The following is a 13,601-nucleotide window of genomic DNA, read 5'->3' as shown; positions in this document are numbered from 1 at the left end:
CGACAGGCACGACGATGCCAGCGCGGAACGCGCCACGAGAGATGCCGCGGTGTCAGCATGCTGCACGGCGGCCCGCCGCGGTGTGCAGCAAGCTGACACGCTCCGCCGTGCACAACGGGCCCCAGCGGGGAACGAGTTCGGCTCCGAGACGTTTGGAGGAACGTCCCGGAGCCTGCTGGTCTTCCTACGGTGACACCCGAAGGGTCATCTATGCCGGGCGGCCTCCCGGCTCCCCCGGCGTCCGCCAAGCGGGGCCCCAGGACCCTCACCCGTCCGTCGCGATGGCGTTCAGGACGTTCATCCGGCCCGCCCGGAAGGCCGGGACGAGAGCGGCGGACAGTCCGACGAGCGCCGAGCAGACGAGCACCGTGAGGATCGTCGGCCCCGGGATGTCCAGGGCCAGCAGCTTCTGCGCTGCACTCGCCGCATCGAGCAGTCCCCTCCGCGAGGGGCCTGCACGGCGCGTGGGATGCCGCCACGGGCCGGAGGCTTCACGGGCGACGTCGACGCTGACTTCCAGCACCAGCCCGGGTTCCACCGGCGTCACGTCCAGCTGTGGCATTTCCGGGATCCGCGGTCCCCGAGCGCTTTCCCCGCCCGCCGTCGAGCGTTGCCGGCTCCCGCTCCCAGGACCCGGTGTTCCGCCGTCTGGAGCCGGAGCCCGGTCAACTGGGCGGCCGGGGCCTGATGCTGGTCCACTACGTGGCCGACCTCGTGCGGCTGCACACCGGCGACGACGGCACGACCGTGCGCTTCTACCTCAGCTTGTGACCACCCACGGACGACCACCTGTCAGGGTGGCCGCCCACCCGCCCGGCGCGTCCCGCCAACCTCGGCTGACGGGGGGAAGCGCGGGGTGGTGCGCCGAGTGCTTCGTGATCGGGCCCGCGCCGACCGGATCAGCCGGATGACGGCCTGCTCGTCGTCATCGGCCGGGTCGTCGAACGACATGGGCACAGCGGGTCATCGAGGAATGGCCTCGGCACCGCCACCGGACGACCGTGCTCCGCCAGAGTTTGTGGTTCGCGAGGCCGTGTTCGACGGTGATGTGGTCGCAGGAGTGCCCGTGGCGGTCGCGTTCCCCCTGTTCGACTCTGCCGGGCGATGCTCCGGGGCGGGGTTTTCCGGGCGGTGTGATCGCTTGCCCGCGGTGGTAGCGGCTCAGGCCCAGACAGCCGTCGTCCAGGAGGACCTCGATGTCGCCGCTCCAGGGCTTGTCCCGTAAAGGATCTTCCGGCTGGGGGGCGAGGCCGACTGGTGTTCGCTCCGCGCGCCTATCCCCTGAGGGAGAGATTGGGCAGGTGAGCGACCCCGTTCATCGGGTGGCGGACACCGTCTCCTTTCGATCGGCAGTCGTGAAGGATCTTCCAGGCTTTCATCTGGGCGCAGGCGTGCTCGACGCGGGCACAGACGTGATGGTGGAAGATGTTGTCCTCCGTCCTTTCCAGGCGGACAGTGCGCTCCACCCGCGCTCGCGACGGTGCGGGATGACCAGACCGGTGTCCCGGTAGCCGCCGTCAACAACCACAGGGGTGCGACCGACTACGGCTTCGGTGCCGGACAGCTCCCATGCCTTGCCGTCATTGCGGTTGCCGGGCAGGGGCTGGACGATCACCATGACGAGGCGGATGTCGGCATCGATGGCGACTTGGGAGTCGTGGAGTATCTCCAGTTCTTCGACTGTTCGGCCACCGCGTGGTCGTGTGTGGGGACCAGGGGTGCGTCCACGATCAGCACGGTGTTCTTGCGGAACCGCTTGCGCGTCCTGAGCGCGAGCAAGGGACCGACGTGCCCGATGACGCGATCGGCCGCGAACTTCGGCACCCCGAAGAGCGGAGCAAGTTGCCGCAGCGCCACGTCACCGCCATCCCTCCCGCCGCCCGCAGGTGAAAACGCGCACGGCGTGCGTCTCACGCCGTGCGGGAAATGTCTTCCTCCACCACCGGATGCGCGAAGGGCTCCCCCGCGGACCAGCGGGCGAGTTCGTCCACGGCAGCCGCAGCCAGCCGGTGCAACTCGCTCCCCAAAGAACCGGCGACATGCGGGGTCAGCACGACGTTCTGCAAGTCATAGAGCGGCGAACCCGCCGGCAAGACCTCCGGAACCGTGACGTCGATAACCGCGTTGAGCCGCCCCGAGACCAATTCCGCCGTCAAAGCGTCCTGATCGACAAGAGAGCCCCGCGACGTATTGATCAACGTACTGCCGTCCCGCATCAGCGCAAGCCTCCGGCCGTCGATGAGATGACGAGTCCCCGGAAGTTCAGGAGCGTGCACGCTCACGATGTCGCCGGTCTCGCACAGCTCGTCGAGCGCGACGGAGCGGGCTCCGAGACGCGCGGCTTCGGCCGGTTCCACGTAAGGGTCGTGGAGCAGGAGGTCCAGATCATAGGGACGGAGCAACTCCAGAACACGGCGACCGACAAGAGAAGCCCCCACCACCCCGACCGACCGCCGGTAGTTGCCCGCCTGCGGATAGGCGCCCTGCCAGTCGTACTCCGCACGACGGGCCCGGTAATCCTCCCGAATGCCCAACAAACCCTTATTCGCCAACAGAACGAACGCCACCGTGTACTCGGCCACCGGCAACGCGTTCGCCCAGGCGACGGACGCGACCTCGACGCCCCTCTCCCAACAGGCGTCGGTGATGTGGTGCTTCACCGACCCCGCCGCGTGCACGACCGCCCGCAGACGCGGCGCCGCGGCCAGAACGGCCTCGTCGATCGGTGGGCAGCCCCAGCCCGAGACGATCACCTCCACGTCCGCCAGCGCGGCTCGGGCCCGCGGAGTGGTGAAGTCGTCGAGAACCAGTCCGGGGTCGATATCGGCGAGGGCGACGAGCCGGGCCGTGGTGGGGGCGTCGAAGAGGCGGGCGACCAGGTCCTGGTGCATGGCGAGGACGGCGCGGGGGCGGGACTCGGTCCTGCCGTCGGCGGACGGCCGGGGGTCGGACATGGGCTTCTCCTCGTAGGAGTCGGCGTGGACGGGGGCGCTCACTTGACGCTTCCCGCGGTGAGACCGGCCTTCCAGTGCCGCTGGAGGAGGACGAAGGCGAGGATCAGCGGGACGACGGCGAGCAGCGCCCCGGTGACGACCAGCGGGTAGTACTCGGGGAACGACCTGGTCTGCACGTTCCAGGTGAACAGGCCCAGGCTGACGGGGAAGAGCTTGTTGTCGGAGAGCATCACCAGCGGCAGGAAGAAGTTGTTCCAGATGGCGGTGAACTGGAAGAGGAAGACGGTGACGAAGCCGGGCATGACCATGGGCAGACCGATCGACCAGAAAGTGCGCAGTTCCCCAGCTCCGTCCACGCGTGCGGCCTCCAGCACCTCGCCGGGCACGTAGCCGGCGCAGAACACCCGGGAGAAATAGACCCCGAACGGATTGACCAGCGAGGGCAGGAAGACGGCCCAGAAGCTGTTGACGAGGCCCACTTCGGAGGCGAGCAGGTACATCGGAAGCGCCAGCGCCGTGGTGGGGACCATGACCCCGACCAGGACCAGCCCGAACACCTTCTCCTTGCCGGGGAAGGCGTAGACGTGGAACACGTATCCGGCGGCCACGCAGATCAGGGCGCACAGTGCCGCGCCCAGCCCCGCGTAGAGCAGCGAGTTGGCGTACCAGCGGAAGTAGATGCCGTCGCCGGTGGAGGCCAGGTCGGCGAGGTTCTTGCCCAGGTTGAAATTGCCGGGCCGCAGGGTGTTCCCGCCGAGCAGGTCGGCGGTGTTCTTGGCGGCTGCGGTGAGCAACCAGCCCAGGGGCAGCAGGGTGTAGGCGGTGGCCAGGACCAGCACGCCGTTGACGACCGCCCTGGACAGACTCCAGTGCCGGGGGGAACTGCTCATGCCGCGGCCTCCTTCCGGCGGTCGGACCGGGGCCGGGTCAGCCGGGTGACGGCAAAGGACAGGATCGCGGCGGCGGCCGCGAGCAGTACCGAGGCGGCGGCGGCGAGACCGTAGTCGCTGCGTTCGAAGGCGGCGGTGTAGGCGTACATGTTGGGCGTCCAGGCGGAAGTGACACCGGGGGAGGTGCCGTGGAGGATCATCGGCTCGGTGAAGAGTTGCAGCGACCCGATGACGGTGAACAGCCCGACCATCGCGAGGGAGGCGCGGATCAGCGGGATCTTGATGCTGAACGCGGTGCGCACCGGGCCGGCGCCGTCGACGACCGCGGCTTCCAGCACCTCGCGCGGGATGGCTTGGAGTGCGGCGTAGAAGATGACCACGTTGTAGCCGGTCCACTGCCACAGAGCCATGTTGACCACGGCCGGCAAGGGGTTGCCGAGCGGGTCGGGCCGGGTGCCGAGGGCTTCCAGCACGTCGAGCACCGGGCTGATGCCGGGGGTGTACAGGTACATCCAGATCAACGCGGCGATGATGCCGGGCACCGCGTGCGGGATGAACAGGGCGAGCTGGAAGAACCGCTTGGCCCGTGCCAACGTGGAGTCCACGAGCAGGGCCAGTGCCAGAGCGAGGCCGATCATGACCGGGATGTACATCAGGCAGTACAGGGCGATGTTCGCGAACCCGTCGAGGAACGCCTCGTCCCTCAGTGCCCGGGCATAGTTGCCCCATCCGGTGAAGAGGGTTTCCGTGCCGCCGAACCCGAGGCCGCCGCGCCGCTCGGTGTAGAGGCTGAGGTGGACGGCGTAACCCACCGGTACGAGGGTGCAGGCGGTGAAGAGGAGCAGGAACGGGGCGAGCAGGACCGCGGGAGCGCCGTACCGCCCGCGCCGCCCGGAGGTGGCGGCGCGGCGGGGTTCGGCCCGGGTGGTGCGTGTGGTCACGGGGCGACCTTCAGCCCGCGGTTCTCGAACTCGTCCAGGGTGGCCTGCTGGGCGGTGGTGAGAGCGTCGCCGATGGTGCCGGTCCTGCCGGCGACCTTGCCGAAGGAGTCCTTCAGCGAACCGTTCGTCACGCCCATGGCGGGCCCCCAGGTCCAGCCGGGCTTGATCGACTTGGCGGCCTCCGCGTAGACGCCGTAGATGTCCTGCCCACCGTAGAACGCGGTGTCGAAGGCCTTCTTCGCGACGGGGAGCAGCGCGGTGGCGGCGGGGTAGGAGGACGAGGTGCCCGAGTCGATGCGGGCCTTCATGCCTTCCGGGGTGGTGGTGGCCCAGGTGGCGAACTCGACGGCGGCCTCGGCCTTCTTGCTGTCCTTGGAGACCGCGAAGGTGGTGCCGCCGAGCATCCCGCTGGCGGGTTCCCCGTTCCAGGTGGGCATCGGCGCCACCGCCCAGTTCCCGTCCATGCCGGGAGCCGATCCGAGGTTCGCCTTCAGGACGCCCCCGCCCCACGACGCTCCCAGGTAGCCGGCCGTCTCCCCCTTCTGGAGCGAGGCGGTCCACTGCTGGCTGAACGACGGCTGGACCTGGACGAGGTCGTCGTCGATCAGCTTCTGCCAGTAGTCGGCGGCCTTGCCGGTCTCCGGAGCCGTGAGGTCCACCTTCCAGGCGTCGTCCTCGGCGGTGAACCAGCGGGCGCCGTTCTGCCAGGCCATCGCCTCGAACGTGCTCGGGTCGTCCGGGAAGAACGTGGCGATCCGCGTCTTGGGCTGGGCGGCCTTGAGCTTCTGGGCGGCCTTGCGGAACTCGTCCCAGGTCCGGGGCACCGTTATGTCCGCCTTCCGGAAAAGGTCCTTACGGTAGAAGAAGGCCTGCGGAGCGATGTCCAGGGGCAGAGCCCAGGTCCTGCCGCCGAGCGAGGTCAGCTCGCTCGCCTGCGGCAGGTACGTGCCCCGGAGGCTGTCGTCGACAAGTCCGCTGATGTCCTGGACCGCCCCCTGGCTGACGAAGTCGGGCAGCTGCGGGTACTCGATGTTGAAGACGTCCGGAGCGTTTCCCGCCTTGACCGCGTTGGCGATCTTCGCGTACCCGCCGGCGTTGCCGGAGGGGATCTCTTCGAACTTGATCCGGATGTCCGGGTGACTCGCGTTGAAGTCGGCGACGACTTCCCGGGTGCCCTTGGCCCAGCCCCAGAAGGTCAGGGTGACCGGCTTGCCGTCGGCGCCCGAGGCGTCGTCCTGCTCGCCTCCGCAGGCGGCGAGCAGGGTGCCGCACAAGGCGGCCGCGGTGATCGCGGCGCCGGCGCGGACTCTGCGGCGGGAGAACATCGATGAACGCATGGCACGGCTCCTAAAAGGGAGGGCACGGGGCCCGGACGACCTTGTTCCAGGAAGGCGATCCGAGGGGCGATTGCCAGCCATCCTGAGGATGCGTGTGATCGAAGTCAAGATGTATGGATCGAATGATCGATACGATCAATTGGCGTACCAGGGCTCTTCACCCCGAAAACCCCCTCCGAACTGGCGCTGACACCGGAACCACCGGTCGGGGCCCGAAGATCACGATCATGTCAAGCAGTTCATTTGACCTGACCTTTTGACGAATGATCAGCCAGCTGCCGGGGTTCCGCTCGGAGAGCCCCGCCCCGGCGAGACCAGGAGGCAGGGGGTCAGAGGGGCAGGGGGATAGGGGGGCAGGGGGGCAGGGACCACTGAGGCACGGAGGCGACGGCCGTCGCCCGGACCGGTCCCCTCCCGCCGCCCGGGCGGTGGGAGCGATGGGATCCGCAGGCGTACGGAGGCGCGTCAGCCCCCGCAGGACGTGCGGACGCGAAGGGTGGGCAACAGCGACGTACGGCTCACCGGCAGGTCGCGGCCGCCGGTGAGCCGCCGCAGCAGCAGGGCGAACGCCGCTTCGCCGACCGCCCGCTTCGGCGGGGCGACCGCGGTCAGCGGCGGAGCGGCCAGCGCCGCGAACACGTCGTCATAGGCGATCAGGGCGAGGTCGTCCGGCACCGTGAGACCGAGCGCCCGGAGCAGGGGCGGGAGCTGGATGGCGTCCTGATCGTTGTGGACGAGCACCGCCCGGGCGCCGTTCGACGCCGCGTCGGCGATCCGGCGGGCGAGGCCCGTGGGGTCGGGGCCCGCTCCGGCGGGCCGGAGCGTGTCGAGCACCGGCGCCGGCTCCATCCCGAGCAGGCGCGCCCCCTGGACATAGCCCGCCCGTACCTCCTCGGCGGTCCACGAATCGCTCCGAGCGGCCAGCAGCACGCTGTCGTGGCCGAGACGGGCGAAGTGCCGCAGCGCTCTGAACACTCCGTCGCGGTGGTCGGATCCGACGGAATCCAGCTGCGAGCCGGGGCCGTCGAGGGTTGGGGAGCGCCGCTCCACGAGCACGGCGGGAACCGGCAGGGAATCCAGCCACGCGCAGCCTTCGCGGTCCAGGCCGGGGAGCAGCCCGGGGGCGAGCAGGAGCCCCTGCGCTCCCGATTCCAACAGCTGCTCGGCCTGGGTCAGGTCGTCGCCCGCCCCGTACGGCGCGATGCCGAGCACCAGGCGGATCCCGGCCTCCGCGGCAGCGGAACGGACGCCGTCGATGACCTCGTCGAAGTACGAGCCGACGGACGGGACCAGGAGTCCCACGGTCTGTTTCGCGGGGGCCCCGTACCTTCCTGCGGGGTTCTCCGGGGAGGCGTGTTCGAGGGAGACGTAGCCGTGGGAGCGCACGACGCGTCCCGCATCGGCCAGGGCGACCACGTCCCGCCGGACCGTGACGGCGGGGATGTCCAACCGCTCGGCCAGCTCCGACAACCGGACATGCCCGCCCAGTTCACTGATCATCGTCACGATGAGCCTGCGGCGCTCTTCTCCGGACATACGCATCCCGTCCTCCACCCCTCGCATCGCACCATGCCACCAACCCGCCAACGATCGAACCGTATCATTCGATCGACATTTTGATCAGAATGGCCGCTTCCATGGAAGGCTGGTGGCGGGGCGCACGCCACCGTGTTCACCGATGAACCCCCGGAGGGGCTGGGACGTGCGGCGGAAGACCGCCTGTCGGGTGGCGGGCAGGGGCGGCCGGGCGAATGGTAGATTCCCGAGCGACCGGGGCCGCCGTCAGCGCTTCGGCGGGTCACCGGCAGGGGGAATGCCATGTCGATCCCGGCCGACGAACGCCGTGCCCGGATTCTCGCAGAGGTGCAGAGGCTCGGCTCGGTGCGTCTGGTGTCCCTCGCGCAGCGACTCGGCATCCCGGCCGTCACCGTGCGGCGCGACGTGGCCGCCCTCGCCGACGCCGGCGCGGTCCGCAGAACCCACGGATCGGTGTCCGTCGCGGGTGGCGACGGACACCGACCGCCAAACGGTCCGCTTCTGGGCCTGCTCGTGCCGGCGGCCGGCCAGTACTTCGGGGACGTCATCGAGGGAGCCAGGGAGGCCGCCGGCGCCAGGGGCGCCCACCTGGTCCTCGGCATCTCCTCGTACGAGGCCAGCGCCGACAGGGACCAGGTCGAGCAGTTGCTCAGGTCCGGGGTCGACGGGCTCCTCCTCGCCCCCAACTGGACGCCGGCGGACCGGCCTGACACCCATACGTGGGCCGGTGAACTCGATCTGCCCACCGTGCTGGTGGAACGACGCCCCGCCCTGGACAGCCCGGCGGCCGAACTCGACTCGGTCTCCTCCGACCACCGCCACGGCGTCCTCACCGCGCTGCGCCACCTCTCCTCGCTCGAACGCCGACGTGTCGCCCTGGTGGCCCGAGGCGACACCTGGACGGCGCACCAGGTACGCGGCGGTTACCTCGACGGTTGCGAACTCCTCGGCTTGACCGCGGAACCCGTGATCGACAGCGTCGGCCCGCGGGCGGACCCCGAAGCGGTCGCCGACCGGATCCTCCGGGCGCGGGAGGGCGGAGTCGACGCGGTGCTGATCCACAACGACCAGGACGCCCTCCAGCTGCTCCCGATCCTGCGGAGCCGGGGCCTCAGGGTGCCCGAGGACCTGTCCGTGATCAGTTACGACGACGTCTTCGCGGCCCTGGGCGCTCCGCCGCTGACCGCGGTCGCCCCGCCGAAGAAGGGTGTCGGGGCCGAAGCGGTCGACCTGCTGCTGCGCAGGATGGCGGGCCGTGTCTCCGCACCGCCGGTGCGTCACGTGCAGTTGCTGCCCACGCTCACCGTCCGCGCGTCCTGCGGCGGCACGGCCGGCTGACACCGCCGCAACGCGCCGTCGCCGTGCCCCGCCCGCGTGGACGTGCGGGGCGGGCGCCCCGACCGACGGCCCGGCCCCCGGGGCCGGGCGCCGTTCCCGCGTTCGCCCGCCCCGATCGAACGTGCGAGGACGCTCGGCCGTCGCCGCCGCCACCGCCCGGCGGTGGATCCCGCAGGTCCGTGGCCGCCGGTCAGGAGAACGCCGAAGCGCTCATCTCCTTTCTTTGGAAGGTCATTTGATCAATGATCGATTGAATGATGGGAATCTCTTGACCTGATCAAGTGTGACCTCTACTTTCAGGCCACCCACCCCAGGAGGTACTCGCATGGAGATCAGGGTCATCCGAAGGAGCGCGGTCGGCCGGCTGCTCTTCGCCGCTTCCGTCGCCCTCGCCGGCACGGCCGCCCTGCCCGCCCAGCCGGCTCTGGCCGCCGGCTCCACCACCTTCGTCGACTGCTCCCGGCCCACCGCCGGGGCCGGCACCGAGTCCGACCCCTTCAACAGCATCGCCCAGGCCAACAGCAGGACCTACGGGCCGGGCGACACGCTGGCCTTCGCATCCGGGACCGTCTGCACGGGTGCGCTCGCCCCGAAAGGCAGCGGCACCTCGGACGAGCCCATCACCCTCACCCGCTACGGAACGGGCGCGCTGCCGGTCCTGAACGGCAACGGCGCCTCGAACACCGTCTCGTTCACCAACCAGGACCACTGGAGGATCAGCCACCTCAGGATCACCAACCCGGCCGCCTCTCTCGCCCGGCGCACCGGTCTGCGGGTCTCCGCCACCGACGGCAGGGAACACACCGGATTCGACATCGGCAACCTGGTGATCGACCGCGTCGCCGGCCAGACCGACAAGACCGGTTCCGTCACCGAGGACTACGTCCAGTCCGGAGGCGTCGTCACCGGGGCCACCGGGGCGAACACCACGCTCAACGACGTGTACGTGCACCACAACACCGTCAGCAACACCGGAGGCGGCGGCCTGAAGATCCGTACCGGTTCCCTGGCCCGCAAGGGCGGCGGCGTCCTCGTCGAACACAACACCGTCAAGGACGTCGGCGGCGACGGCATCATCGTCAGCTACGCGGACTCCCCGATGATCCAGTACAACGACGCCTCCGGGGTGGGCAACGGCGTATACCCCTTCTCCGGCGGCAACTTCGCCGGAATCTGGGTCCTCGGCGACCACAACCCGACCATCCAGAAGAACGCGGTGTACGACATCACCAAGATGTCCGTCGCCGACAGCCAGGCGTTCGACTGCGACTGGGGCAACACCGGCACCTGCCTCATCCAGTACAACTACAGCCGTGACAACATCGGCGGCTTCTTCCTCGACTGCGACGGCTGCGGCACCATCGGCGGCGCTCAGCAGATCATCCGCTACAACATCTCCGAGAACGACTGCCGGATGAGCAGCAACGGCGCCGGCCGGTCGGCGCTGCACCTGTACAACAACGTCTTCTACTGCGTGGACAAGAAGTTCGACGTCAAGCTCCCCACCCGGAGCGTGGTGGAGAACAACATCTTCGTCGGCACGTCCGACTCCCGGCTGCCCACGGGGTCCGGGATCGCCTGGAAGTGGAACGTCTTCCAGGGCGTCCCCAGGCCCACGGCCAACGGCATCGTCGGCGACCCCGGGTTCGTCGCTCCCGGCACCGGCGGCAGTTCGATCCACGAGGTGGACGGCTACCGGCTGAAGTCCACGTCGCCCGCGCTCGGCAACGGCGCGGTCATCGCGGACAACGGTGGCCGTGACTACTGGGCCAATCCGGTCTCCGCGACCGCCAAGCCCAACCGCGGCGCCTACCAGGGCCCGGGGCTCTGACCGCCCCCGGGCCCGCCGTCGCCGTGAATCACGATGGCGGGCCCGGGGTTTCCCGGGCCGCCTCCAGGGAGCCTTGGTCCGGTCGGCGGGGGGGCGCGATGCCGCCGGTCTCGGCCCCGCCCTCGACCTCACCCGCCCGCCGACTGCGGCCCGGACGTGCGGTCCGGGCCGGAGTCGGCGGTCGGCGGGTCAGCTGGTGCGGTTGTAGATCGCCGTACCGGGGCAGGCGGTGACGCCCAGGCGGGTGGCGCACCCGGCGTACTGGCTGGACCCGTTCGACCAGAGCCAGCCGCCGATCGTACGGCCGCTGAGCCAGGTGTACTGGCCGTTGTAGTTCGCGTCGTACGTGCGCAGACTCCAGTGCACGTGGGCTCCGGTCGCGGACCCGCCGGCGCAGGTGTCCGTACCGATGGTGCCCAGCAGGGCACTACGGCCGATCGACGTTCCGTTGTAGTACGTGGTGTTGAACATGTGGTAGTAGTCCGTCGAGAAGCCGCCGGGGTGGATGACTCGGGTCCAGCCTCCCCCGGCGCCGCACATGGAGGTCGCCGTGCCCTCGCGCGACGAACGGACCCGCCCGCTGGCGTTGCCTCCGGCGAAGTCGAGGCTGCTCCAGTAGCCGGTCGAGCCGGTGTGGGAGTGCGCCCCGCCGGTGAGGGTCATGTAGTAGTCGGGCATCCAGGGCAGCAGGAGCCCGTTGGTGTTGGCGGCCGTCGTCCCCACGGAGGACTCCTGCCGCGGTGTGGCCTTGCGCTGCGCGTACGCCGTCATGGTGCGTCGCTCCGCCTCGCCGACCAGCGGGGACCGGGCGACGTGGTCGGCGAACTCGCGGTCGCCTTCGAGGCCCGCGACCCACTGTCCGTCCTTGCGGTGGGCGATGTAGAGCCAGCCCTCCGGATCGCCGTGGTGCGTGCGGGGCGCTTCGACGTAGGCGACTCCGCGGGCCCAGTTCTTGGAGACGGTGCGGACGTCGACGACCACCTTGCGGCCCTCGTCGGCGAACTTGCCGACGGCGGCTTTCGCGGAGAGGCCCTGGGCGTCGTCGGACCGGGCCAGGACATCTGCGGAGACGGCGTCCACCAGTGCCTGCCGAGCGGTGCCGAGACCGTTGGCGGCGGCGGACGACATCTTCACGGTGACCCCGGAGGAGGGCGACGGGACGGCGTTCGCCGATGCCCCGGCGGACGGCTCGGCGGAGTCGCGGAGGGCGGCCGTCGCCTGGGGGGCGGTGACGAGCAGCCCGGCGACGGCGAGGGCGGCGACGGTGGTTCTCACGGACAGCTTGGAGAGCACGGGTGACGTCCCTTCTGAACATGAGGGCCTGCCGGTCCGGCAGGAGTGAAGGCATGGCGGGGGTGACCATGCCGGACGAAGGGCAAGGACAGGAGAATGTCATGCCTTCATCAAGTTCTATGCGCATAGACTAACGCGAAGGCGCGCTGCGGCGACAGACCAAGTAGCTATCAATACAAGGGCGTTGGAGAGCTACGAGGGGGCGGGACCGGTAGCGTTCGAGAGGGGCGACACGGTCGCCGCGGTGACGGGTGCTCCCGCTCGGCCGGTTCGGAAGGGGGGCCTCCGTGCGAGGATCACGCCGTGAACGATCTACGTTTCCGCCTCGCCTCCGACACCGATCTCCCCGCTGTCGTACGCCTGCGCGACCATGCCGCCCGTTGGATGCTGGCGCGGGGCGTCACCGGTCAGTGGCGGCCCGGTGAGCTGGATGCGGAGCCCTTCCGAAAGATCATGGAGAGCGGCGAGCTGTGGCTCGCGGAGAAGGCCGACGCCATCGTCGGGGCCTGGGAGTTGTGGTGGGAGGACGAGGACGCCTGGGGGCCGCGGTCCTCTTCCGCCGGGTATGTGCACCGGCTGATGGTGGACCACGCGGAAGTCCCGCCCGGGACCGGGCGGCGGCTTCTGCGGGCCGCGGAACGACGCGTGGCCGGGACCGGGCGAGAGCTGGTGCGGCTGGACTGCCTGGCCGCCAACGCCCGTCTGAACGCGTACTACCTCGCCGTCGGCTACCGGGCTGTCGGCGTCAAGGAGGGCAAGCCCCAGCCGGACGGCTCGTCCAAGTCGTTCACCCTTCTCGAGAAATCCGTACGGGCCGGCGGGGAGACCGCCTCCTTCCGCTGAGGGTCCGTCAACGACCGCCGCACGCGCGGCCGGTGGTCCGGATCTGCTTGTGCGGACTCCGACCGGCCGCTCATCATGGGTGCACGGGCGGGCAACGCGAGCGGCGGGGTGGATGGATGAACAGCGGTCGTCACGCGCTTCTGGTGAGGGTGCCGGAGCAGACCGGTTCCGGGTTCCCCCTCCCGTCCATCGGCGACCCCGTCCGGGAGGACCTGCGCCTGATGCGGGAGGCGCTGGAAGCCGGCGGATACCTCTGCGGCTCGCCGTGCGGGCCGGCCACGGGCGCCGTACCGAGGACATCGTGACCAACGGCGCCGTTCTGGAGGAGTGGACGGAGCAGGAGACCGAGGACTCCCAGCGCGCTCTGTCCCGGGCCGTCGGCTGCTTCGTGGCCGGGTGCTGCTCGTGGCGTCCTCCGTGGGGGTCGCGTGGACGACGTTCCAGAGCCCGGCCCGGCCCGCCGGCCAGAGCGTCCAGGTCACCACGGTCGGCGGGGCTGTGTGCGGGAGGCTCACGGCGTCCGGGGGCAGGACGCTGCGGCTGGTCACCGGCGACGCGGGGAAGCAGCGGGTGCGGGCCGTCGCCATGACCGATGTGCTCGCGGTGGCTCCGGTGACGGCCTGCTGAGCGAGCGCCCG

12 protein-coding genes and 2 pseudogenes are annotated in these 13,601 nt (G+C 70.1%); 6 read left to right on the top strand and 8 right to left on the bottom strand.

All coding sequences use genetic code 11. The features are described from left to right. Positions 1-265: 265 nt before the first annotated feature. Positions 266-562 (bottom strand): hypothetical protein, encoded by a 297-nt coding sequence (locus tag AMK24_RS33425; protein ID WP_107427475.1) that lies wholly within the window; start codon positions 560-562, stop codon positions 266-268. An 83-nt stretch (positions 563-645) separates the two neighbouring features. On the opposite strand from AMK24_RS33425, the pseudogene AMK24_RS33420 reads away from it, so the two are divergent. Continuing rightward, positions 646-771: pseudogene (locus AMK24_RS33420) on the top strand (sensor histidine kinase); the annotation flags it as partial. A 503-nt stretch (positions 772-1,274) separates the two neighbouring features. On the opposite strand, the pseudogene AMK24_RS34950 reads toward AMK24_RS33420, so the two are convergent. The 6 genes and pseudogenes from AMK24_RS34950 to AMK24_RS28040 all read right to left on the bottom strand — a co-directional run. Then, positions 1,275-1,860 (bottom strand): annotated as a pseudogene (locus AMK24_RS34950) (transposase); the annotation flags it as partial. Between the two features lie 50 nt (positions 1,861-1,910). After that, on the bottom strand, positions 1,911-2,954 hold the full coding sequence (locus AMK24_RS28060; RefSeq protein WP_242435271.1) for a hydroxyacid dehydrogenase: 1,044 nt from the start codon (positions 2,952-2,954) through the stop codon (positions 1,911-1,913). A gap of 38 nt (positions 2,955-2,992) precedes the next feature. Beyond that, a complete protein-coding gene (locus AMK24_RS28055; protein ID WP_073771696.1) occupies positions 2,993-3,844 on the bottom strand; it encodes a carbohydrate ABC transporter permease in 852 nt (283 codons plus the stop codon). Beyond that, entirely contained in the window at positions 3,841-4,785 is a 945-nt protein-coding gene (locus AMK24_RS28050) for a carbohydrate ABC transporter permease (protein ID WP_073771695.1), read from the bottom strand. Before AMK24_RS28050 ends, AMK24_RS28055 begins: the two co-directional genes overlap by 4 nt. Beyond that, entirely contained in the window at positions 4,782-6,122 is a 1,341-nt protein-coding gene (locus AMK24_RS28045) for an ABC transporter substrate-binding protein (RefSeq protein WP_073771694.1), read from the bottom strand. The genes AMK24_RS28050 and AMK24_RS28045 overlap by 4 nt, the downstream gene beginning before the upstream one ends. A gap of 465 nt (positions 6,123-6,587) precedes the next feature. After that, the gene (locus AMK24_RS28040) at positions 6,588-7,658 is read right to left on the bottom strand and encodes a substrate-binding domain-containing protein (RefSeq protein ID WP_242435270.1); all 1,071 of its coding nucleotides are present in this window, start codon (positions 7,656-7,658) and stop codon (positions 6,588-6,590) included. A gap of 282 nt (positions 7,659-7,940) precedes the next feature. Between AMK24_RS28040 and AMK24_RS28035 the strand changes: the two genes are divergently transcribed. Both AMK24_RS28035 and AMK24_RS28030 read left to right on the top strand, forming a co-directional pair. Continuing rightward, complete coding sequence (locus AMK24_RS28035; protein WP_073771692.1) at positions 7,941-8,996, top strand: substrate-binding domain-containing protein; 1,056 nt, start codon at positions 7,941-7,943, stop codon at positions 8,994-8,996. Positions 8,997-9,321: 325 nt separating this feature from the next. Continuing rightward, complete coding sequence (locus AMK24_RS28030) at positions 9,322-10,827, top strand: right-handed parallel beta-helix repeat-containing protein (RefSeq protein ID WP_242435269.1); 1,506 nt, start codon at positions 9,322-9,324, stop codon at positions 10,825-10,827. Between the two features lie 189 nt (positions 10,828-11,016). Here AMK24_RS28030 and AMK24_RS28025 read toward each other — a convergent pair whose 3' ends face one another. Beyond that, entirely contained in the window at positions 11,017-12,120 is a 1,104-nt protein-coding gene (locus AMK24_RS28025; protein WP_073771691.1) for a M23 family metallopeptidase, read from the bottom strand. A gap of 303 nt (positions 12,121-12,423) precedes the next feature. Between AMK24_RS28025 and AMK24_RS28020 the strand changes: the two genes are divergently transcribed. The 3 genes from AMK24_RS28020 to AMK24_RS28015 all read left to right on the top strand — a co-directional run bounded on the left by AMK24_RS28020 (position 12,424) and on the right by AMK24_RS28015 (position 13,590). Then, complete coding sequence (locus AMK24_RS28020) at positions 12,424-12,963, top strand: GNAT family N-acetyltransferase (RefSeq protein ID WP_073771690.1); 540 nt, start codon at positions 12,424-12,426, stop codon at positions 12,961-12,963. A 116-nt stretch (positions 12,964-13,079) separates the two neighbouring features. Then, complete coding sequence (locus AMK24_RS33760; protein WP_143203735.1) at positions 13,080-13,268, top strand: hypothetical protein; 189 nt, start codon at positions 13,080-13,082, stop codon at positions 13,266-13,268. A 100-nt stretch (positions 13,269-13,368) separates the two neighbouring features. Beyond that, complete coding sequence (locus tag AMK24_RS28015; protein ID WP_143203734.1) at positions 13,369-13,590, top strand: hypothetical protein; 222 nt, start codon at positions 13,369-13,371, stop codon at positions 13,588-13,590. Positions 13,591-13,601 lie beyond the last annotated feature (11 nt).

The sequence above is a fragment of the Streptomyces sp. CB02366 genome (assembly GCF_001905905.1).
In the GTDB taxonomy this organism is placed as follows: Bacteria; Actinomycetota; Actinomycetes; order Streptomycetales; family Streptomycetaceae; genus Streptomyces.
This window is presented reverse-complemented; position numbering and strand designations above follow the sequence as displayed.